The following is a 19,174-nucleotide window of genomic DNA, read 5'->3' as shown; positions in this document are numbered from 1 at the left end:
CCATTGAAGGAGAAACCGCCATGTCCCAGATATTTTCCGGCTGCATCCCCGCGCTAATGACGCCCTGTAAGGCCGACAGAACGCCTGACTTCGATGCGCTGGTGCGCAAGGGCAAGCAATTGATCGCCAATGGGATGTCGGCGGTGGTTTATTGCGGTTCGATGGGAGATTGGCCGCTATTGACGGACGAGCAGCGCATGGAGGGTGTGGAGAGACTGGTAAAGGCGGGCGTTCCCGTTATTGTCGGCACTGGTGCGGTCAATACGGCAAAGGCCGTCGCTCATGCCGCTCATGCAGCTAAAGTGGGGGCACAGGGGTTGATGGTTATTCCCCGGGTACTCTCGCGTGGCTCATCGAGCGCAGCGCAACGCCATCATTTCAAGGCTATCCTGACCGCCGCCCCCCAGCTACCCGCTGTTATCTACAACAGTCCATATTATGGCTTTGCTACGCGTGCATATCTGTTCTTTGACCTACGCAAGGATCACCCGAACCTGATCGGGTTCAAGGAATTTGGCGGCGCCGATGATCTGCGTTATGCCGCAGAACACATCACCAGTGGCGATGACGATGTGACACTGATGATTGGCGTTGATACCAATGTGTTCCACGGCTTTGTCAATTGTGGTGCTGTCGGTGCCATCACCGGCATCGGCAACGTACTGCCAAGGGAAGTGCTGCATTTGGTTGCCTTGAGTCAGGCCGCGGCGGCTGGCGATGTCGAGGCACGCGTCCGTGCCCAGGAACTGGATGCTGCTCTCGCGGTTCTGTCGTCCTTTGACGAGGGGGCTGATCTGGTGCTGTATTTCAAGCACATGATGGTGCTCAAGGGTGACGCGGAATATTCGCTGCATTTCAACGAAACCGACGAATTGACCGATAGTCAGCGCGGATATGCCGAGACGCAACTCAAACTGTTTGACCAATGGTATGCTGGATGGTCACGGCAGTCTGACGTGGCCAAAAAATACGTCGCCTGAACGTCGGTAAATCATCTGACCTGCCGCCAAACCGTTGGCGGCGGGTTTTTTGTAGACTAAGCGCCGGCGACGCTATAGTCGGGCGTGCCGGTCCAATTCAACTTCCAACGTGCACCCGGCCTGACATTTTGCACGAGATGCGGCTGGAACGCGACCAAGCAGATGCCACCGCGTTTTCGCACTGAGGCGTAAACGAGCCCGCGCGCACCCTCGGTGCGCAATTGGGTCGCGAGTGCCTGTCCGGCGGGATAGGCAATTGCGGGGTCGGCCGCGAGAAAGGGTTCCCCGGAATCCATCCCTCGCAAATCGCGAAAATCGCCCAGAAATCCCGCGAGCAACACCTGATAGATCGCCTCGTCCACGAAATGATTGATCCGTTGGAGTTCGCGTGTCCGGTGATAGGCGACCTCGGCAATAGCGGTCAAATCGTCAAAAGCACAGTACCACGCCCCCCGCCCCGCATCATTGAAGCGATTTCCCTCGGGACGCGTATAGGCAAAGGCGGCGTTGATGTGTGTTTGGCCCCAGGCTCTGAAAATCAGTTCTCGCGGATCGAGATCGCGCAAACCCGACTGCTCGGCCCTTTGCCGCCGATTGGTCAACCCCTCGATCACTGCGAGGATTTCCATCTCGTCATCGTCATCAACCAGCGGGCGCAGAACCGGTGGCTTGTAATATGCGGTCGGGATCAACCGCACCGTCGCCTGTTCGGCGACCGCGACAAAGGGCGGGTTCACGCACCACCGCGCAGCGCATCAACATAGGTGCGGGTGTCTATCATGGTCGGTAAACCGCCCTCAATCATCGCATCAAGCGGGGTTCTACCGCCAAATAGCGGCCCACTGTTGGGCATGTGGACCCATTGATCGGCAAGGGTCTCACCAAAATAAAGGTGCAGGGCCTTGTATAGCCCGGTTATCGCACTGATGCGCAGCAGCTGATCCCGTGACAGCCGCCCTGTCCAGGCCTCGGTCTTGATCCGCGCCCACGTGCGCTGGCTGACGGCAATCAACGCCGCTCCTGTGGGATTGTTCAATTTCCAGATATCGGCCAGATGTGCATAGGCCTTGACCGCAACATTGGCTATTTGGGCAGGATCATGCGCATCCAGCCTATTTGGAGGAACATATTCTGTAGTTGCAGTTTGAACGGGCATCTTGATCACTTTCTGCCATATGGCTATAGATAGTCCGCCAAATGGCAAATGTCAATCATTGATGGCTTCTGTAGGCACCCGCCCGCGCACCGCCACCACGCCTACGATGGGGCCCAAGCGTATCCACGCGTACCGAATTAGGTTCGTTCCGATGACCGCAGCTGCTCGATCATATGCTGACACGAGCCTTCGACGTGACTGGCGACCATCGCTGCCGCCCCATCAGCGTCCTGGCGCTTCACGCAATCAATGATGCCACGATGTTCGTGCACGACCGCCGTGCGACGGCTGATTGCCACCGAAAATCCACTACTGAAAATGGAGAGAAGGTCGAGATGCTTTCGCCATGTGTCATAGGCATCCCGATTATAGTGCCGATCATAGATGACACTGTGAAATTCCAGGTCGAGCGCCCGATTGCGTTCTGGGTCGGCAAAGTTCAGCCGTTCGATTTCGGACTGGATTTTTTCCAGTCTGTCAACTTCTTCATCACTGGCAATGCCCACGAACCAACGGGTCATGTAGGGTTCCAGCAATCCCTGAATTTCGCTGATATTGCGCAAGAAGGCTCTCGTCCAAGGGACGTACCTGAGCGCCACGATTAGGCGTTATGACCACCAGACCTTCGCCGCGCAACTGGTGTAGCGCCTCACGGATCGGATTGGTGCTGACCGAATAACGCGCAGCCAAGTCGCGAACCTTGAGGCGATCATGGGCGCGTAAACTGCCGCCCAGAATGTCGTTTCTGATTTTCGCGCAAACCGCGCCGGTGCTGTCGCTGGTGGTGCTCATATAGTCGTGCATTTGCAATTCACCCGTGCGCGCTGCCTATACCCAAACACGCGCACCGCCAAGACGGTTTCTCGCATTTCAAGGGCGATAGGTTGTATCATCTATTGACATTTGGTGTATCATTTAGAACGATAAACACACAATAGCAGACAAATGCATGCTGCTTGTCGGGAGGATATGCTGGTTGGCTAATGTCACACTCAAGAACCTGACGAAAACCTATGCAGGCCAAATCACCGCCGTGGACAATCTGAGTCTGGCGATCGCTGATGGCGAGTTTCTGGTGCTGGTCGGCCCGTCTGGTTGTGGCAAGTCAACTGCTTTGAAAATGATCGCGGGACTGGAGCCGATCACGGCGGGAGAGGTTCTCATTGCCGACGAAGTCGTCAATGAATATGCCTCGCGAGACCGCGATATTGCGATGGTATTTCAAAGCTATGCGCTCTATCCGCACATGAGCGTTTTCGACAATATTGCCTTTTCGCTGCAAATTGCCCGTGTGCCAAAGGCGGAGATCACTCGCCGGGTCGCCGAGGTGGCGCGTATCCTGCAGCTCGAAGATTATCTGCGGCGCAAACCGGGTAATCTTTCGGGTGGACAGCGCCAACGGGTTGCCATGGGACGGGCGATCATCCGGCAACCTTCGGTTTTCCTGATGGACGAACCGCTGTCCAATCTTGACGCAAAGCTGCGCGTGCAGATGCGCTCGGAAATTGCGCAAATTCAGCGCCGGGTCAAAGTGACAACGATTTATGTGACTCATGATCAGGTCGAGGCGATGACCATGGGCGACCGGGTCGCGCTGATGAAAGACGGCGTCCTGCAACAAGTTGATACACCCGACAATATCTACAACCGACCAGCAAATACCTTTGTTGCCTCCTTTATCGGTTCGCCGTCGATGAACCTTTACCGGGCGAGCCTTGAACGTGATGAAAGCAACTGCACACTGGTGCTCGGCGGCAATCGACTTGCCATTCCGGCGAGCATTTTTGTGGATCGGGCCGAGCTGGCGGCAAAGATCGGCGATGAAGTCATTGTCGGACTGCGCCCCGAAGATCTTGAGGACGCCACACTAGTGCCGGGGCACCCGGCCGATCAACGGCTCAAGGCAACCGTCATACTCAACGAGTCCTTGGGCTCGGACCACATGGTGCATTTTCCGATCGACGCGCCGCTGGCCAAGGTTTCCGATCAGGATTCGCTTGATGAAATCGTCGTGGCCGAGGGCGCCAAAGGCGTGTGCATCGGACGATTTGGTGCGCGATCACTGGTCAAGGCTGGCCAACCGATCGAGGTGGCAGTGGCCTGCGACCGATTGCATTTCTTCGATGCTGCCACCGGGCTGGCAATTTAGAGGACCGGGCAAGACAGACTCGGCTTTGGCAAACTTTTGGACCGTGACGGTCTCGAAAAGAAGGCGCGGAAACTGCGCTCGGATACTGCAAACAGGAGGAGACGACGATGAAAACACTGATCAAGGGCTTACTGGTTGGCGCACTACTGGCGGCCACTGCAATGTCGGCCATTGCGCAGGACAAGGTGGTTTTGACGATGTGGCACAACCATCCAGAGTGGAAAGACCGGGTGGAGGCAATCCTCAACAAGTATGAGGAATTGAACCCCAATATCGATATCCAACTCGAAGAAATTTCAGGCACCAATTATAATACGCGGCTTAACACCGCCTTGGCCGCAGGGGAGGCCCCCGACCTTTTTGGTCTTAATCCGGGTCCGGTGACTGCGGACGCTGCGGCGGCTGGGTATACCGTTGATCTGACCGACAAACTGGATGTGTCGGGGCTGACGGATTCTGCAATTGCCGCCATCACGCTCGATGGCAAGATCTATAGCGCCCCGATCCTGGGTTCCTACACGGTTGGTCTCTACTACCAACGCAAGATATTTGAAGAAAACGGGCTGACCCCGCCGACCAACCAGACCGAGTTCATGGCGCTTTGCGATACCCTCAAAGAAAAGGGCATCACGCCCATGATCGCACCGGCGCAGGACGGGATCATTCCCTCGTTCCTTTACGCCATGATGGTTGCCAGCGTGGTCAAGGCGGATGGATTTGATGAAATCCGTGCGGGCACCCGCAAGTTCACCGACCCCGATGTGCTCAAAGCCGCCTATTTCCTCAAGGACTCCTATTCGTGCTTCCAGGAGGGTGCTCTTGCCACGCCCTATGTCGAGGGCAAGGCATTGTTCGCGCTTGGCCGTGGGGCCATGCTCGAAGGCGGTTCAGCCGACTATGCAGGGTTCCTTGAAACCAACCCCAATGTAGATGTCGGTGTCGTGCCCTTTCCGGCGGTTGATGGCGGCACGCCAGCCACGGTTACCGGCATGGAAGCGCCCTACAACGTCAACGCCAAGAGCGAGCATATCGATGAAGCCGTCGCCTTCCTTCAGTGGATGATGACCGCCGAGCCGGCCCAGATGGTGGTGGACACCATCACCTTGACGACAACCAAGGGCATCGTGCCATCGGACAATGAGGTGATGAAGGAAATGATCGAAGCGGGTCGTTCCAATGACGTGCGGGTATTTTACGAAATGCCCGAAACCGGCGCGGTGTTTGGCGTCGTTCAGCAGAACGCGGCTGCCTTGTTCCTCGGCGATATCACGCCAGAGGAATTTGCCCAGATCGTTCAGGACGCGGTCAAGCCCTCCTCCAGCATGTAGCCTTTTGGGGGCGACGGCACCTGCCGCCGCCCCCGCTTAGGCCTTGAACAACAGTTTGGACCGCACAGCCATGACACAGAACGGCTCACTGGGATCAGCGTCGGTCCTGACAACACCGTCGGGCAGCAAACGCACCGCCAAACGGCGTGCCACATCAGAAGTCATGCGCAAATATGGACATCTGCTGTTTGTCGTGCCCGGGTTAGTGTTTTTCGTTGCGGTAATGGTGGGGCCAACGCTGTTTGCGCTGGTCATCAGCATGACCAACTGGACCGGACGCGGCACCAGCTTTGAGTTTATCGGTCTTGGGAACTTTCAGGAGGCCTTGACCTATTGGCCGCTCTATCGCGCGGCCATCAACAATGTGATCCTGTTCGTGGCCATGTTGATTTTCCAGCATACGGTGGGTCTGTTCATTGCAGTTCAGGCTCAATGAAAAGCCACGATTCATGGAATTTTATCGGGCGGTGCTGTTCATGCCGGTGATCATTTCACTGGTGTCGACAGGTTTTATCTGGACCTTGATGTTGAGTTCCAACATCGGCTTTATCAATCCGGTGCTCAAGGACCTCGGGTTGGGCTTTTTAGCCCGGAACTGGTTGAGCGATCCGACCACGGCACTACCCACCGTTATTGCCGTCACCGCCTGGAATAGCGTTGGCTGGGCCATCGTCATATATCTCTCGGGCTTGCAAAACGTGCCTGAGGAGTTGAAACAGGCGGCCCATATCGACGGAGCCAATGGCTGGCAAACATTCTGGCGGGTGGTGTTCCCGCAGCTTTCGCCTTCCTTTACCGCGCTCACCGTTCTGACGTTTATCGGCACTTTCAAGACCTTCGATCTGGTTTATGTCCTGACCGGCCCATTGGGGTCGCCCAACTATCGCACCGACGTGGTTGGCACCCTGATCTATCGAACCGCCTTTGGCGGGTCGGGAAATTACACCGACGACATCAGCATGAGTTTTGCCATTGCGCTTGCACTGGTGGTTTTTGCTTTCATGACCTTTATCGCCTGGGCACTGATCAAGATATTGCGGCGTCAGGAGATACAATCATGACCGCGCCATCACTGGCAGAACGCCGCCGACGCCGCGGCGCCAACGCAGCCCGTACGCGACTTATTGTGGGTACTGCGCGCTCAGTATTTCTGGCCATTCTTTCGCTGATGGTCCTGGTTCCTATCGCCTATATGGTGCTGGCGTCGTTCAAGACCGTGCCGGATTTTTTCGGCAACCCCTATGGTCTGCCGGGGACATGGGCATGGGATAATTACAGCCGCGCCTGGCGCGACGCCCACATCTCCGTGACACTGCCCAACACCATCATTGTCACCGCCGTTTCGGTGATCGGCAGCACATTGCTGGCCGCATTGATAGCCTATGGGATCAGCCGCAAGGAAAAACCATTTGCAATGGGGCTTTATACCTTCTTTGTCGCCGGGCTTCTGGTGCCGGTCAACATGATCGTGTTGCCGTTGTTCATTCTGATCAAATGGCTTGGACTGTTTGGCACCTTGCTGGCGTTGATCTTCCCCTATATCGCCTTGGGTTTACCACTTGGCGTGCTCATATTGGGTCCAATCGCTGCGACCTTGCCGCGCGATCTGATCAGCGCGGCGCAGGTCGATGGGGCGACCGAGTGGCAGATTTTCCGGCGCATCGTACTGCCCTTGATGAAGCCGGGCCTGATATCGGTGGCGATCCTGAATGGGGTTTGGATGTGGAACGAGTTCTTCATTCCGCTGATCGTTGCCTTCAAACCTGAGAGCCAAACCATGCCGGTCGGTATCGTATCCTTTGTCGGGGCCTATTCAACTGAATGGGGGCTGGTATTTGCCAGCGTCGTGGTATCCACCGCCCCGATCCTGTTTGCGTATCTGCTGATGACGCGGCAGTTCCAATCTGGCCTGACGGCGGGCGCCGTCAAGGGCTAGCAAATTGAATAGCCGCCGTCCACCGTCAGAATTGTGCCGGTAATAAAGGCGGCGGCAGGCGAGCAAAGAAACAGGGCCGCGCCGGCAACATCGCCGCCCTGCCCCCAGCGATTGAGTGGTGTTCGCGCCAATATCGCCTCGGACCGGTCCTGATCGTCGCGCAACCCTTGTGTCAGCGGCGTCGCGATCCAGCCCGGTGCAACCGCGTTTACCCGAATGGCATCGCGGGCGTAGGAAATCGCAAGGGATTTAGTCAGTTGAGCGATACCGCCCTTGCTGGCGGCGTAGGCGGGAACAAGGCCTCCACCGAAAAACGACAACATTGACGCTGTGTTGAGTATCGCGGCCGCGTCAGAGCGCACCAACAGTGCGCGTACCGCTGCGCAGACCCGCATGGTGCCATTCAGATTGATGTCGACGACCTGATCAAACACGGCGGGATCGAGTTCGTCGTTACGCCGAATGACCCCGGCGCAATTGACGACTATATCCAGCGCCTTGAATCCACCGACCAGTGACTCAACCGCTGTCTGGTCGCGCACATCAAGCAGGCGACAATCGATGTCGTCGCCATGCCGCTTGGCCATCATTTCTATCTCGGACGGGGCAATGCCGGTGGCAATGACCTCCGCCCCCGCCTGCTGAAAGGCAGAGGCGATAGCAGCACCGATGCCAGAGGTGCCGCCGGTGACCAAAACGCGACGCCCGACATACCAACACCGCGCCCAATCATAATCTGACTCGCCGCTGCTCATCGCGATCTCCGACCCCGATCAACGAATGAACTGATCGACATAGTCGCCCCCCAGGCCCGTCGTTTCATAATGTTGGCGGCACATGTCAATTTTGGTGAAGACGTCCTCAAATCCGATGTGCTTGTTGTCGGCGTCAACGTAATACATGCAACCTGTGATGTTGAAGAAGGTAATCATTTCCTCGCAATCTTCAGGCACGACCAGCGTGTGAATTTCGCCGGGAGGCTCAAATACATAGCACCCCGTACCGGCAACCCAGTCGTGCTCGAGGTAGTGCCATTTGCCCTTGATGACATATCCATGCACCGGATTGGTGTGCAGATGGCGCGACAGGACACCAGAACGGCGCACTCGGAGTAGATTGCACCATTGCCCTTGCATGGTGTTGAGCATCAGCGGACGAAACCAGACCCCCTCGGCCTGAGGCACCCAGGCGCGTTCATCATCAGGCACGGCAGCGATAGCGATTTCGCTAGGCGCAAGGGAATGGGCGGACCCCTTCATATTCTGATACATCACTGGTCTTTCACGATATTATTGCCGATAGTAAGCGTGGTAGTGTCCAATTTCCATTGGCGTGGGTCAATGGCTATGGATGTCAGTTGGCAGGTGATGTACCTCGCTGGCGGGTCATGCTGGCGCCCGTCTGTCGGCGCAAAACCGCATTCCTGAGCGACGAACGCGAGTTTTCTGACTCGTCACGAGATAACGAAGTAATGGTCTTGACCGAGACCGGTCAGGCAACAATTTGCGGAGGGCAATTCATGGCCAAAAGAGTTCTTTTCATCGGCGGTACCGGACAAATCTCCTACCCCTGCGTCGAGCGCGCGGTCAGTGAAGGCTTTGAGGTCAGCGTCTTTAACCGTGGCAAATCCGGTGCGGCGCTTCCCGCCGGTGTAACGTCAATCGTTGGCGACATGAAGGGTCCAGAATATGACGCATTAGCCGAGGGTGGGTATGATATTGTGTGCCAATTCATCGCCTTTACGCCAGATCAGGTGGCCAAGGATATCGGCATATTCTCGGGCAAGGTGGTGCAGTATATTTTCATCTCCTCTGCTTCGGTTTACGAGAAACCGGCGCGGCACTATGTGATTACCGAGAAGACGCCAGCGATAAACCCGTTTTGGACCTATAGCCAAAACAAGATTGCCTGCGAGCAGTTACTCAAGGACAGCAACGGCCTGTCCTGGACGATTATTCGCCCCAGCCACACAGTACGTACCGGTCTTCCCACCATGATGGGCGAAGGCGATCTGATTGCGCGACGGATGATCGAAGGCGATCCAGTGATTGTCGCGGGCGACGGCAATACGCCCTGGACGCTCACACGATCGGCCGATTTTGCGGTGCCATTCGTCGGGCTTTTTTCGAAGAGCGACGCGCTCGGCGAAGCATTTCATATAACCTCGGACTTGGCGCACAGTTGGGACGCGATTTATGTCAGCATTGGCAAGGCATTGGGCGTTGAACCAAAAATCGTTCATGTCCCCACCGATACATTGGTACGCTACCATCATGAATGGGAAGGGCCGTTAACCGGCGACAAGTCATGGCCGGCCCTGTTTGACAATTCCAAGGTCAAGAGCGTCGCGGGACAATTTAGCTGCGAAACCAACCTTGATGAAATACTGGTGGAGTCGGTGAAATATTTGAAGCAACGACTCGATAGCGGCCTGCCCCCAAAAGGCGAAATGGATGCGCTTTTGGACCGGATCTGCGCTGGGCAATCGGCTCTAGGACGCTAGGCAGGGTCATGGCGCAAAGGCACACTCCAGTTGGTTCACTGTGTGGGTGAGGCTCGCCGATCTGATCGAAAGTGTGTCGAAAGTGGCGTGTAGACTATCATGCGCCAACGGCGCCACGGACCTAGGGTGTCCGGCTTGATACAACGCGTCGTCAGGCGGGCATACGCGGCACGCTGGCGATCAGCTTTTTAGTATAGGGATGTTGGGGGGCAGCAAGAATGGCGGCGGTGTCGCCGGCTTCTACAACAACGCCTCGCTCCAGAATGACGATGCGCGGGCACAGGGCGGCGACCACGCCCAAATCGTGGGACACCAGCACCAGTGTTATGGTGTGGGCCAATTGCTTGAGCAGTTCGACGATGCGGATACGGGTCGACAGATCGAGCGCGCTGACCGCTTCATCTGCGAGCACCAGTTCCGGGCGGGCAACGATGGCGCGGGCGATGGCGATACGCTGGCGCTGGCCGCCGGAAAATTCATGCGGATAGCGTCGGGCAGCGTCGGTGGGCAGGCCGACTTCGGTGAGCGCTGCGGCAACCGCCTCATCGTGATTACCCTCTATGCGCAGAGACCGGAGCGGCTCGGCGATGATATCGCGAACGCGCTGACGTGGATCGAGAGAGGAATAGGGATCCTGAAACACCATTTGAACGGCCCGCCGGTAACGGCGCATGAAACGAGCGTCGCGCGGATCGAGTTGATCGCCGCCAAATTTTATCGTGCCGCTGGTTGGCCGTTCCAGCCCCAGCAACAGACGCAACAGTGTGGTTTTGCCTGAACCGCTTTCACCAACAATGCCGAGATTGGCGCCGCGTTCAACATTGAAGCTGACTTCGTTGAGAACCCGAGCTTTGCTGGTGTAGCCAAAATTGACCTGATCAAGCGACAGGATACTCATGATGCCCCCAACGCACTATCAAAGGCGCGGGCGGCCGCCACCAGCGATTGGGTATATTGATGCTGCGGCGCGCCAAGGACGGTTTTGACCGGGCCGGTTTCCACCATGCGCCCCTGCCGCAACACCAGCACCTGATCGACGATGGTGGAAACGACCGGCAGGTCGTGGCTAATGAACAGGAGCGCCATGCCAAGGTCGCGCACCAGACTGTCGAGCAGGGCCAGAATTTCAGCCTGGGTGGTGACGTCGAGTGCCGTGGTTGGCTCATCGGCAATCAGTAATTTGGGGCGGCAGGCCAGCGCCATGGCAATGGCGACGCGCTGGCGCTGACCGCCCGACACTTCATAAGGATAGGCATTGGCGATGCGCTGTGGCTGCGGCAGCGAGACACGCTCGAGCAGGGCAATGATTTCAGCATCGATGTTGGCAAGGTCGCGCCCTTCGCGGCGAAAACGACGGTGCAGTGGTTCGGCCAACTGGTTTCCCAATTTCATCAGCGGATCAAGCGCGGTCAGCGGTTCCTGAAACACAACGGCGCTGGCGGCGCCGCGTAATTGATTGAGTTTTCGCTCCGGCGCGCCAATGACTTCGACCCCATCAAGGGTTACTGAACCGCGTGGCACGATGGCGGGGGGCAACAGGCCGGTAATGGCCATGGCGGTTAGCGATTTCCCCGAACCGCTTTCCCCGATCAGACCAAGCCGTTGACCCGGCTCAATCGCAAACGACAGATCGGCGACCAGATCTTGACCACCGGTGGCGATACCAAGATTGTTGACAGCGAGCAAACTCATCGGCTGCGCCTGCGGGTTGGATCGCCGACATCGCGCAAACCATCGGCGAACAAATTGATGCCAATGACCAGAACCAACAGTGCCAGGCCCGGTGCGATGGCCCCGAAGGGGGCGGTATAGACAGTGCCCTGTGCCTCTTGCAGCAGCCGACCCCACGAAGCATTGGGCGGTGGCGCGCCGAGGCCGAGATAGGACAGGGAGGCTTCGGCAATGGCAGCGAGGCCGAATTGCAGGGCAAAATTGACCATCAGCGTCGGCCAGATATTGGGCAAGACATGGATTACAACGATGCGCGGCCATGAGGTGCCAGAGGTGCGGGCGGCGGTGATGAAATCCATCTGCAACACCCGCTTGGCCAGAATGCGGGTCAAGCGCCCGACAATGGCGGACAGGGCAATGCCGAGCGCCAGAATGGCGGACCACAGACTGGCGGTGTCACTGGCGGCGACCACCAGCATAGCCAACAACAATGTCGGGAAGGCTATGAGAATATCGAAGGCGGCGGCCAATGCATCATCGAGCAGGCGGGTGGCAAAAGCGGCGAGCACGCCAATGGTGACCCCAATGGCGGCGCCAATGCCGACAGCGCCTATGCCAACCTGCAGAGCAATACGCGACCCGATCATGATCTGGGTAAACAAATCCCGGCCCAACCGATCGGTACCGGCCCAGTGCAGCAAGGAAGGAGCTTCGAGGCGACCGCCAGCGGTGCTCGAAGGATCGTATGGGGTCCAGACCAATGTCAACAGCGCGATGGCGGCATGGATGCCCACAAGGGTCATGCCAACCACAAATGTCCAGGATATGGCGGCGCGCGGCGCAGGCCGATCCAACTCTATTGTGGTCATGAGGCCGCGCCTCGGCTGCGGTCGCGCAGGCGCGGGTCGATCAAGCGTTGTGCGAGATCGGCGAAAAAGCCGATGAACAGCACCAGCAATGTCGACACGAACAACACACCCTGAACATTGGGATAGTCGCGTTGGGAAATGCCCAACAGCAACATGGAGCCAAGGCCGGGCAAGGTGAACACACGCTCGACCACCACGGCGCCCAGAAAGGTTGAGGCCAGTTCAATCCCCAGAATGGAAATGATCGGCACCGAGCCATTGCGCACACCATGGCGCAACAGGGCTTCGGTAAAGCTGGAGCCAAGCGCCCGGGCAGTACGCAAATAATCGCTGCCCAACACATCCTGAGTGGCTGAGCGCACATAGCGCACCAGCGAGGATGCCATGACGGTGGCGACTGTCAGAACCGGCAGCGTCAGGTCGCGCAACGCTTCGGCGGGATTACCCCAACCCTGACGCGGGAAACCGCCCGAGGGAAACAGACGCAAATTGATGGCAAAAGCGGTGACCAACAGGATGCCGACCCAGAAGACGGGAATGGCAATACCCAACTGGGAAAAGACCGAAATCAGCCCGCCATACCATTTATGCGATTTGACCGCGGCAATAATGCCCAGGGGCACCGCCAGAATGATCGCCAATGCGAACGCCAGAAGCGTCAGTGGCACCGTGACGGTGAGGCGCGCCAGAATCTCCTCGCCTACGGGGGCCTGACTGACAAACGAGGTGCCCAGGTCAAACCGGGCAAGACTGGTAATGAAGCGGATAAATTGTTGCCATAGCGGCAGGTCGGATCCGACCTGCTGGCGTGCAGCCGCGATCTGGTCCGCATCGGCACCAACGCCAAGAAGGGCGTTGGCGGGGTCGCCCGGCAATAGACGCAATAACGCAAACAGCACTAGCGAGGCCAGCAGCAGAGACAAGCACAGAATGACGAGCCGACGCAGGATATAAACGAGAATTGTTCAACTCCATTTGTCGGCTCGCAGCAGATCTATTCTGCGCTTTTTTCGATGTTGTAGGCGAAGAACTGTGAGTTCAGCCCGTTGACCGGATAACCACTAACGTTAGAGGCCGATACCACGATCTGCGGGTAAAGGTATAGCCAGTCGCTGGCCGCATCTTCGGCGATCAGCTTGTTGGCTTCAGTCAACTTTTCGTTCTGTTCGTCAAGGGTAGCACTGGCCTCGGACTGTTTGATCAGTTCGATCACCTTGGGATTGTTGTACCCCCAATAAAAATCGGGGTTGCCGTAAAACACGATATCGCGGTGATTGACGTGTTCCTGCAAGGTCGCATCAAAATCATGGGCCTGGTAGATTTTTGTGTACCATTCATTGGCAGTGATGATGTTGATGTTGACGGTGACGCCGACCTTGGCCAGGCTCGCTTTTGATAAATTCGGCAACAATCGGGTGCGGGTCGTAATCGGGGGTATCCAGGGTAAAGGTGAAGCCATCGGGATAACCGGCCTCGGTCAGCATTGCCTTGGCGCTGTCGGGATCATAGGCATCGACCGCCGTCAAATCGACATACCAGGGGTCAGTCGGCGGCACGAACGAGCCGATCAGGGTGCCATAATCGCCCCAGATCGATTCCAGCAGCTTTTTGTCGTCGATGGCGCGAGCAACGGCCTTGCGGACCTCGACTTTGTCGAAGGGGGCAACGCGGTCGTTAAAGGCCATCAGTTCCTTGGTCGTGGATTGGCCGTTGGTAACAGTGAAATCGGGATTATCGGTGAACTGGGCCAGCGCATCAGGGCTTTGCACGGAGGTAATGATGTCGACGGCGCCCGTCAAAAGTGCATTGTTGAGAGCAGTGGCGTCGGTGAAATAATTGAAGACAACGCCAGCATTGGTGGGGGAGCTGCCCAGTAATTGTCGGCAAGAGTCAGCGACAGGCTGGAGCCACGGCGCCATTGATCCAGCTTGTAGGGGCCGGTGCCATCTTCACTGTCGGTGATGTCGGTTGCGGCATCGTTGACGATCCAGACATAGGCTCAGATTATAGGGCAGCGAAATCGAGCGTTCGCTGAGCGCGATGACGACCGTCAGATCATCGGGCGTTTCGATGTTGGTGATGGTGGAAAGACTGTTCTTGCGCGAGCTCTTGGAGCTTTCAGCGGTCACGCGCTCGATGCTGGCCTTGACGTCGGCAGCGGTCAATGGGTCGCCGGAATGGAATGTAACGCCGCCCTGAAGGGTAATGGTATAGGTCAATCCGTCATCGCTGACAGTAAAGTTCGTGGCCAAAACATTCTGCACATCACCATCGTCAGTCAGGCCAAACAGGGCCTGGTAAACATTGCCATTGAACGCTTCATTGATGCCCTGCCCGGCCCCGGCGGTGTTATCAAGGTTCTGCGGCTCATAAAGTGAACCGATTTCGATGACGGCGCTGGTGTCAGCGGCGGCCAGAACCGTGGGACTGACCGATAGCATGGCCACACTGGCGGTAAGGGCCGTGATGACGAACTGACGGCGATTGGGGCGGGCGAATAGCGGCATGGGATTGCTCCTGGACTGGACAAACGGGTCTGACCGTAAAACGGTGACGTCAGTAAACTATATCGCAAAATGCCGATATAGCCAGTGACCTTGCGGTTCCCCGGTTGCGTTTTAGGCGCGACTCCGGGAAATTGTTTTCCACACCCTGTCGCGTTTTGACAAAGCAATTCAGGCAGATGACATTGCTATAGCACGCTCGTTTACCGTTCCTGGCCCCGCCAGTAGCGTGGCAAGGTGCGTAGTTGGCAGACTAGTGCAAAGGAAAAATCATGGTCAATATCGTTACGCGTCCCACCACGGTTGGAGCATCGCTTGATCAGGTAGGTGCGGGAAGCGTTTTGGCGCAATCGGGCGCTGGAGCAAAGTTGGCAAATCTGGCATCGGACGAGGGATTTACCCCGCTAGAACTGATGGACGCAGCGTTAGCAGGCTGCCTGGTGTTGAGTGTGCGGATCGCGGTGCGCAAGCTGGGTTGGCAGGAACGTTTCACGTCGGTCAATGTGGATGTGACCCATGAGAAGGCCCCGGACGGACCGTCGCGGGTGGCGGGATTCGCCTGTTCATTTCGTATTGAGGGCGAGTTTAGTCCAGCAGAGCGGCAGGAATTGATCGCTGAAGCCCATGAGATCTGCACCGTAGGCAATACATTTGAACATGGTGCCATCGTGCGCGACGTTACGCCGGTGATGTAGCCGATGGCCCGGATCAGCCAGGTTGATTATGCCAACGCCAATAGCGAGCAGCGCGCAGCCCATGATGAAGAAATGCGCTTGCGCGGGCGTATGACCAATATGAAGCGCACGCTGCTGCACTCCCCGGCGGCGCTGCGGGTATATGGCGAATGGTTCACGCTGCGCGACCAATTATTGCCGGTGGTCGGGGAGCGCGCCATCTGGCTGTTTGCTGAGGCAATTTGCGCAGCCTCGGACAGTAAAATCGGCATGGGGTTCATGCGGCGCGCAATTGTCATGGCGGGTGACGATCCAGACAATCTTGAACTGAATGCGGAAGAATTGGCTTTGGTGGCGTTTGGGCGATCGCTGGGGCGCGACCCAAAGGCCGTGCCCGATGCGATATGGGCGGCGGTGGCGGCCCGTCATGACGATAAAACGCTGGTCGATCTGGTTGCCTTTGCCGGATTGATGGTGGCGACCAACCTATTCACCGATGCGGTTCAGACGGCGATGGACGCAGAATTACTGCCGTTTCTGGGTGGCGTAACCGGGTTGTGACCGTCAAAACGCCGTTCAGGGCATCCAAAACCAATTTGGCTGCGTTTAACAAAGTGCGCACGATTTGCCCCTGATGGCTGCGCTTTTGAAAGTGAGCCCATTGTGAACATGCAAATTGCTGCACACCCTGCCCGACTGCTTGGTCTGGGCACGGCTGTACCTGCCCATGAATTGCCTCAGGACATGGTCAAAATTGTTGCCAGCCGTATATTGGGACCGCGCTATCCAGAGTTTGAACGGCTGTCGAAGTCTTTTGCCAATTCAGGGATCAACAAACGCTATTCGGTAGTGCCGTTCGAATGGTTCGAGGCGGGCAAAGACTGGCCGGAACGCACCGCGGCCTATCTTGAGGGCGCAACGACCCTGTTTGTCGCGGCGGCTAACAAGGCGCTGGCTGATGCGTCCCTGCGGGCCGAGGAGATTGACACAATCGTCACCATCACCTCGACCGGCATCGCCACGCCGACACTGGAGGCGCGGGCGATGGCAAGCCTGGCGTTCAGAAGCGATGTCATGAGGGTGCCGGTGTTTGGACTGGGCTGCGCGGGTGGCGTGACTGGGCTGTCGATCGCGGCGCGGTTGGCGGCGGCAACACCGGGCAGCAAGGTGCTGCTGGTGTGCGTTGAAACCTGCACCCTGTCATTTCGTGCCGACAGAATGCAAAAGGCCGATATCATTGCCACCGTGCTGTTCGGTGATGGCGCGGCGGCCGCGTGCCTATCGACGGAGAGTTCGAGCCATCCGATTCTTGGAGTGGGCGCCGAGTACACATGGCCCGACACATTGCCGATCATGGGATGGGACGTTGATACGGACGGGTTCGGGGTAATTTTTGACCGCTCGATCCCCGAATTCGTCAAACAGAATTTTGCCGACGCGGTTGATGGCGGGTTGGAAAGCATGGGGCTGGCCCGCGATGATTTGAGCCGCATGATATGCCATCCCGGGGGCTCAAAGGTGGTGGAAGCCATTGAAGGGGCGCTACATCTTGAACAAGGCGTGCTGGACAGCGAGCGTGAGGTGTTGCGCGACTATGGCAATATGTCGGCGCCCACGGCCCTGTTTGTTCTGGAGCGGGTGATGGCGCGCGCGCCCGATGGCACGATGATGCTGGCGGCGCTAGGGCCAGGTTTTACCGCCTCGATGCTGCCGATCCGGTTCGCCTGATGGGCGGTGTTTCGATTGGCGCGGTTGTGTTGCTGGTGCTGGTCATCGGTCAGCGCCTGGTGGAATTGCGGATTGCCAAGCGCAACACGGTGGCGCTACTGGCGCGCGGCGGTCGCGAACTTGGGGCTGATCATTACTGGCTGATCGTGGCGCTGCACACCGCATGGATCGGGACACTGGTACTGTCTGGCTGGCAGCAGCCATTGCTGTGGGGATGGGTTGGCGTCTATCTAGTACTGCAGGCCGGGCGATTTTGGATATTGCGCAGTCTGGGCGGGCGTTGGACTACACGGATCATTATTGTTGATGAGCCTGCGATCCAGCGAGGGCCCTATCGCTTTGTGCGCCATCCAAACTATTGGCTGGTGGCGGCAGAGTTGATTGCGGTGCCCATGGCTTTGGGCCTTTATTGGGTCGCGATTGTCTTTACGCTTTTGAACGCGGCGATGATGGTGAAACGCATCAGGGCTGAAAATACGGCATTGGCCAGTTTGCCCGAGGCCTAGGCAGCCAGACGGTTGCGGAGTTGGCTCATCATTGAGAGGCACGTATCGAGTTGGGACAAGGCGACAAATTCGTCGGCCTTGTGGGCCTGCTGGATCGAGCCGGGGCCACAAATGACGGTGGCAATGCCCAACTGCTGAAATAGGCCCGCTTCGGTGCCGAACGCAACACATTGGGCCGGGGCATTATCGCCGGTCAGTGCGCGGACCAAGGTTTCGGCTTCGGACTGGCTCATCGGTTGGAGCCCGATGATTTCGCCGATGATGTCAGTAACGATATCAGCATCAGGGCTGACCGCCTGCATGGCAGGCAGCAAGGTGTTTTGAACGTAGGTTGTGATGTCGGTTTTGGCAAAGGCCAGATCGGCGGCGTTGACCGGGCGCAGTTCCCATGAGAGCGAGCAAGCTCCAGCAATGATATTGCGGGCAGTACCACCTTCGATGCGACCAACCTGGATGGTCGACCAAGGCGGATCGAAGCGAGAATCTTTCGGCGCCCGCGCCTTGAGCGCTTCCCCGATTTCAAGCAGGCGGGTCACATAGCGCACCGCATAGTGAACGGCATTGACGCCCAGATCTGGCTGAGAGGCGTGGCCGGGACTGCCGGTAAAATGGGTGGCATATTCGCAGCACCCCTTATGCCCTTCAATGATGCGCATCTCGGTAGGTTCACCAACGATACATACGGCGGGTTTCGGGCCGGTTCTGGCCAATTGTTCGAGCATGACCTGGGCACCGAGGCAACTGACTTCCTCATCGAACGTGAAGGCAAAATGCAGCGGGCGCGTGAGTTTTTGGCTGGCAAACAGAGGCGCACTGGCCATGGCGCAAGCGATGAAACCCTTCATGTCGCAGGTGCCGCGTCCGTAAATGCGGTCGTCGTGCAGGCGCGTGGTGAACGGATCGCCGGTCCAGTCCTGGCCGGCAACCGGAACCACGTCGGTATGGCCCGACAGGACGATGCCACCATCGGTATCCAGCGGCCCTACGGTTGCAAACAGGTTGGCCCGCTGGCCGTCGCTTGAATGGCTCAAGCTTGTGTGAATACCCAAATGGTCGAGTCGCTCGGCCAGATAGGCGATGAGGGAAAGGTTTGATTTAAGGCTGATGCTGTCATAGGCGATCAGATCATCGAGAAGTGCTGTTGCATCGGTGAGCAGCGGGTGGGCCATG

At 57.5% G+C, this 19,174-nt stretch carries 22 protein-coding genes and 1 pseudogene; 11 read left to right on the top strand and 12 right to left on the bottom strand.

What is annotated here, in order from left to right:
• Positions 1-20: 20 nt before the first annotated feature.
• Entirely contained in the window at positions 21-980 is a 960-nt protein-coding gene (locus tag PSQ19_RS19160; RefSeq protein WP_282219064.1) for a dihydrodipicolinate synthase family protein, read from the top strand.
• A 56-nt stretch (positions 981-1,036) separates the two neighbouring features.
• Here PSQ19_RS19160 and PSQ19_RS19155 read toward each other — a convergent pair whose 3' ends face one another.
• The 4 genes from PSQ19_RS19155 to PSQ19_RS19140 form a co-directional block, all read right to left on the bottom strand.
• Positions 1,037-1,717, bottom strand: a complete 681-nt coding sequence (locus tag PSQ19_RS19155; RefSeq protein ID WP_282219063.1) for an RES family NAD+ phosphorylase — start codon at positions 1,715-1,717, stop codon at positions 1,037-1,039.
• Positions 1,714-2,136 (bottom strand): MbcA/ParS/Xre antitoxin family protein, encoded by a 423-nt coding sequence (locus tag PSQ19_RS19150; RefSeq protein ID WP_282219062.1) that lies wholly within the window; start codon positions 2,134-2,136, stop codon positions 1,714-1,716. The genes PSQ19_RS19155 and PSQ19_RS19150 overlap by 4 nt, the downstream gene beginning before the upstream one ends.
• Before the next feature lie 137 nt (positions 2,137-2,273).
• Positions 2,274-2,657, bottom strand: a complete 384-nt coding sequence (locus PSQ19_RS19145) for an FCD domain-containing protein (protein WP_282219061.1) — start codon at positions 2,655-2,657, stop codon at positions 2,274-2,276.
• The gene (locus tag PSQ19_RS19140; RefSeq protein ID WP_282219060.1) at positions 2,626-2,940 is read right to left on the bottom strand and encodes a GntR family transcriptional regulator; all 315 of its coding nucleotides are present in this window, start codon (positions 2,938-2,940) and stop codon (positions 2,626-2,628) included. Before PSQ19_RS19140 ends, PSQ19_RS19145 begins: the two co-directional genes overlap by 32 nt.
• Positions 2,941-3,112: 172 nt before the next feature.
• Between PSQ19_RS19140 and PSQ19_RS19135 the strand changes: the two genes are divergently transcribed.
• The 5 genes from PSQ19_RS19135 (at position 3,113) to PSQ19_RS19115 (ending at position 7,549) form a co-directional block, all read left to right on the top strand.
• Positions 3,113-4,285, top strand: coding sequence for an ABC transporter ATP-binding protein (locus tag PSQ19_RS19135; protein WP_282219059.1), 1,173 nt, complete (start codon positions 3,113-3,115; stop codon positions 4,283-4,285).
• Positions 4,286-4,392: 107 nt separating this feature from the next.
• On the top strand, positions 4,393-5,613 hold the full coding sequence (locus PSQ19_RS19130) for an ABC transporter substrate-binding protein (RefSeq protein ID WP_282219058.1): 1,221 nt from the start codon (positions 4,393-4,395) through the stop codon (positions 5,611-5,613).
• A gap of 70 nt (positions 5,614-5,683) precedes the next feature.
• Complete coding sequence (locus tag PSQ19_RS19125; protein WP_282219057.1) at positions 5,684-6,049, top strand: hypothetical protein; 366 nt, start codon at positions 5,684-5,686, stop codon at positions 6,047-6,049.
• 13 nt (positions 6,050-6,062) lie between these two features.
• The gene (locus PSQ19_RS19120) at positions 6,063-6,674 is read left to right on the top strand and encodes a carbohydrate ABC transporter permease (RefSeq protein WP_282219056.1); all 612 of its coding nucleotides are present in this window, start codon (positions 6,063-6,065) and stop codon (positions 6,672-6,674) included.
• Positions 6,671-7,549: a carbohydrate ABC transporter permease gene (locus tag PSQ19_RS19115; RefSeq protein ID WP_282219055.1), complete on the top strand. Its 879-nt coding sequence runs from the start codon at positions 6,671-6,673 to the stop codon at positions 7,547-7,549. The genes PSQ19_RS19120 and PSQ19_RS19115 overlap by 4 nt, the downstream gene beginning before the upstream one ends.
• On the opposite strand, the gene PSQ19_RS19110 is transcribed toward PSQ19_RS19115, so the two are convergent.
• Entirely contained in the window at positions 7,546-8,304 is a 759-nt protein-coding gene (locus PSQ19_RS19110; RefSeq protein WP_282219054.1) for an SDR family NAD(P)-dependent oxidoreductase, read from the bottom strand. The two genes, PSQ19_RS19115 and PSQ19_RS19110, sit on opposite strands and share 4 nt — an antisense overlap.
• 18 nt (positions 8,305-8,322) lie before the next feature.
• Positions 8,323-8,820, bottom strand: coding sequence for a 2,4'-dihydroxyacetophenone dioxygenase family protein (locus tag PSQ19_RS19105; RefSeq protein ID WP_282220755.1), 498 nt, complete (start codon positions 8,818-8,820; stop codon positions 8,323-8,325).
• Between the two features lie 248 nt (positions 8,821-9,068).
• On the opposite strand from PSQ19_RS19105, the gene PSQ19_RS19100 reads away from it, so the two are divergent.
• On the top strand, positions 9,069-10,052 hold the full coding sequence (locus tag PSQ19_RS19100) for an SDR family oxidoreductase (RefSeq protein WP_282219053.1): 984 nt from the start codon (positions 9,069-9,071) through the stop codon (positions 10,050-10,052).
• Positions 10,053-10,203: 151 nt separating this feature from the next.
• On the opposite strand, the gene PSQ19_RS19095 is transcribed toward PSQ19_RS19100, so the two are convergent.
• The 5 genes and pseudogenes from PSQ19_RS19095 to PSQ19_RS19075 all read right to left on the bottom strand — a co-directional run bounded on the left by PSQ19_RS19095 (position 10,204) and on the right by PSQ19_RS19075 (position 15,033).
• Positions 10,204-10,950: an ATP-binding cassette domain-containing protein gene (locus PSQ19_RS19095; RefSeq protein WP_282219052.1), complete on the bottom strand. Its 747-nt coding sequence runs from the start codon at positions 10,948-10,950 to the stop codon at positions 10,204-10,206.
• The gene (locus PSQ19_RS19090) at positions 10,947-11,744 is read right to left on the bottom strand and encodes an ATP-binding cassette domain-containing protein (RefSeq protein ID WP_282219051.1); all 798 of its coding nucleotides are present in this window, start codon (positions 11,742-11,744) and stop codon (positions 10,947-10,949) included. The genes PSQ19_RS19095 and PSQ19_RS19090 overlap by 4 nt, the downstream gene beginning before the upstream one ends.
• On the bottom strand, positions 11,741-12,592 hold the full coding sequence (locus PSQ19_RS19085) for an ABC transporter permease (protein ID WP_282219050.1): 852 nt from the start codon (positions 12,590-12,592) through the stop codon (positions 11,741-11,743). The genes PSQ19_RS19090 and PSQ19_RS19085 overlap by 4 nt, the downstream gene beginning before the upstream one ends.
• Positions 12,589-13,539, bottom strand: a complete 951-nt coding sequence (locus tag PSQ19_RS19080) for an ABC transporter permease (protein WP_282220754.1) — start codon at positions 13,537-13,539, stop codon at positions 12,589-12,591. The genes PSQ19_RS19085 and PSQ19_RS19080 overlap by 4 nt, the downstream gene beginning before the upstream one ends.
• 47 nt (positions 13,540-13,586) lie before the next feature.
• Positions 13,587-15,033, bottom strand: a pseudogene (locus PSQ19_RS19075) (ABC transporter substrate-binding protein).
• A gap of 335 nt (positions 15,034-15,368) precedes the next feature.
• Here PSQ19_RS19075 and PSQ19_RS19070 point away from each other — a divergent pair.
• The 4 genes from PSQ19_RS19070 to PSQ19_RS19055 all read left to right on the top strand — a co-directional run bounded on the left by PSQ19_RS19070 (position 15,369) and on the right by PSQ19_RS19055 (position 18,004).
• A complete protein-coding gene (locus PSQ19_RS19070; protein WP_282219049.1) occupies positions 15,369-15,791 on the top strand; it encodes an OsmC family protein in 423 nt (140 codons plus the stop codon).
• Positions 15,792-15,794: 3 nt separating this feature from the next.
• Positions 15,795-16,331, top strand: coding sequence for a carboxymuconolactone decarboxylase family protein (locus PSQ19_RS19065; protein WP_282219048.1), 537 nt, complete (start codon positions 15,795-15,797; stop codon positions 16,329-16,331).
• A gap of 108 nt (positions 16,332-16,439) precedes the next feature.
• A complete protein-coding gene (locus PSQ19_RS19060; protein ID WP_282220753.1) occupies positions 16,440-17,498 on the top strand; it encodes a type III polyketide synthase in 1,059 nt (352 codons plus the stop codon).
• Positions 17,498-18,004, top strand: a complete 507-nt coding sequence (locus PSQ19_RS19055) for an isoprenylcysteine carboxyl methyltransferase family protein (RefSeq protein ID WP_282219047.1) — start codon at positions 17,498-17,500, stop codon at positions 18,002-18,004. The genes PSQ19_RS19060 and PSQ19_RS19055 overlap by 1 nt, the downstream gene beginning before the upstream one ends.
• On the opposite strand, the gene argE is transcribed toward PSQ19_RS19055, so the two are convergent.
• A complete protein-coding gene (argE, locus tag PSQ19_RS19050; protein WP_282219046.1) occupies positions 18,001-19,173 on the bottom strand; it encodes an acetylornithine deacetylase in 1,173 nt (390 codons plus the stop codon). The genes PSQ19_RS19055 and argE overlap by 4 nt on opposite strands.
• Position 19,174: the final 1 nt, after the last annotated feature.

Origin of the sequence: Devosia algicola (assembly GCF_028816455.1) — a bacterium.
Classification (GTDB): Bacteria; Pseudomonadota; Alphaproteobacteria; order Rhizobiales; family Devosiaceae; genus Devosia; species Devosia algicola.
This window is presented reverse-complemented; position numbering and strand designations above follow the sequence as displayed.

Excerpts from the sequence above, each read along its gene's own strand:
- PSQ19_RS19160 (WP_282219064.1), top strand. The coding sequence starts at position 21 with ATGTCCCAGATATTTTCCGGCTGCATCCCCGCGCTAATGACGCCCTGT.
- PSQ19_RS19150 (WP_282219062.1), bottom strand. The coding sequence starts at position 2,136 with ATGCCCGTTCAAACTGCAACTACAGAATATGTTCCTCCAAATAGGCTG.
- PSQ19_RS19145 (WP_282219061.1), bottom strand. The coding sequence starts at position 2,657 with ATGACCCGTTGGTTCGTGGGCATTGCCAGTGATGAAGAAGTTGACAGA.
- PSQ19_RS19140 (WP_282219060.1), bottom strand. The coding sequence starts at position 2,940 with ATGCACGACTATATGAGCACCACCAGCGACAGCACCGGCGCGGTTTGC.
- PSQ19_RS19130 (WP_282219058.1), top strand. The coding sequence starts at position 4,393 with ATGAAAACACTGATCAAGGGCTTACTGGTTGGCGCACTACTGGCGGCC.
- PSQ19_RS19125 (WP_282219057.1), top strand. The coding sequence starts at position 5,684 with ATGACACAGAACGGCTCACTGGGATCAGCGTCGGTCCTGACAACACCG.
- PSQ19_RS19120 (WP_282219056.1), top strand. The coding sequence starts at position 6,063 with ATGGAATTTTATCGGGCGGTGCTGTTCATGCCGGTGATCATTTCACTG.
- PSQ19_RS19115 (WP_282219055.1), top strand. The coding sequence starts at position 6,671 with ATGACCGCGCCATCACTGGCAGAACGCCGCCGACGCCGCGGCGCCAAC.
- PSQ19_RS19110 (WP_282219054.1), bottom strand. The coding sequence starts at position 8,304 with ATGAGCAGCGGCGAGTCAGATTATGATTGGGCGCGGTGTTGGTATGTC.
- PSQ19_RS19105 (WP_282220755.1), bottom strand. The coding sequence starts at position 8,820 with ATGTATCAGAATATGAAGGGGTCCGCCCATTCCCTTGCGCCTAGCGAA.
- PSQ19_RS19100 (WP_282219053.1), top strand. The coding sequence starts at position 9,069 with ATGGCCAAAAGAGTTCTTTTCATCGGCGGTACCGGACAAATCTCCTAC.
- PSQ19_RS19095 (WP_282219052.1), bottom strand. The coding sequence starts at position 10,950 with ATGAGTATCCTGTCGCTTGATCAGGTCAATTTTGGCTACACCAGCAAA.
- PSQ19_RS19090 (WP_282219051.1), bottom strand. The coding sequence starts at position 11,744 with ATGAGTTTGCTCGCTGTCAACAATCTTGGTATCGCCACCGGTGGTCAA.
- PSQ19_RS19085 (WP_282219050.1), bottom strand. The coding sequence starts at position 12,592 with ATGACCACAATAGAGTTGGATCGGCCTGCGCCGCGCGCCGCCATATCC.
- PSQ19_RS19070 (WP_282219049.1), top strand. The coding sequence starts at position 15,369 with ATGGTCAATATCGTTACGCGTCCCACCACGGTTGGAGCATCGCTTGAT.
- PSQ19_RS19065 (WP_282219048.1), top strand. The coding sequence starts at position 15,795 with ATGGCCCGGATCAGCCAGGTTGATTATGCCAACGCCAATAGCGAGCAG.
- PSQ19_RS19060 (WP_282220753.1), top strand. The coding sequence starts at position 16,440 with ATGCAAATTGCTGCACACCCTGCCCGACTGCTTGGTCTGGGCACGGCT.
- PSQ19_RS19055 (WP_282219047.1), top strand. The coding sequence starts at position 17,498 with ATGGGCGGTGTTTCGATTGGCGCGGTTGTGTTGCTGGTGCTGGTCATC.
- argE (WP_282219046.1), bottom strand. The coding sequence starts at position 19,173 with ATGGCCCACCCGCTGCTCACCGATGCAACAGCACTTCTCGATGATCTG.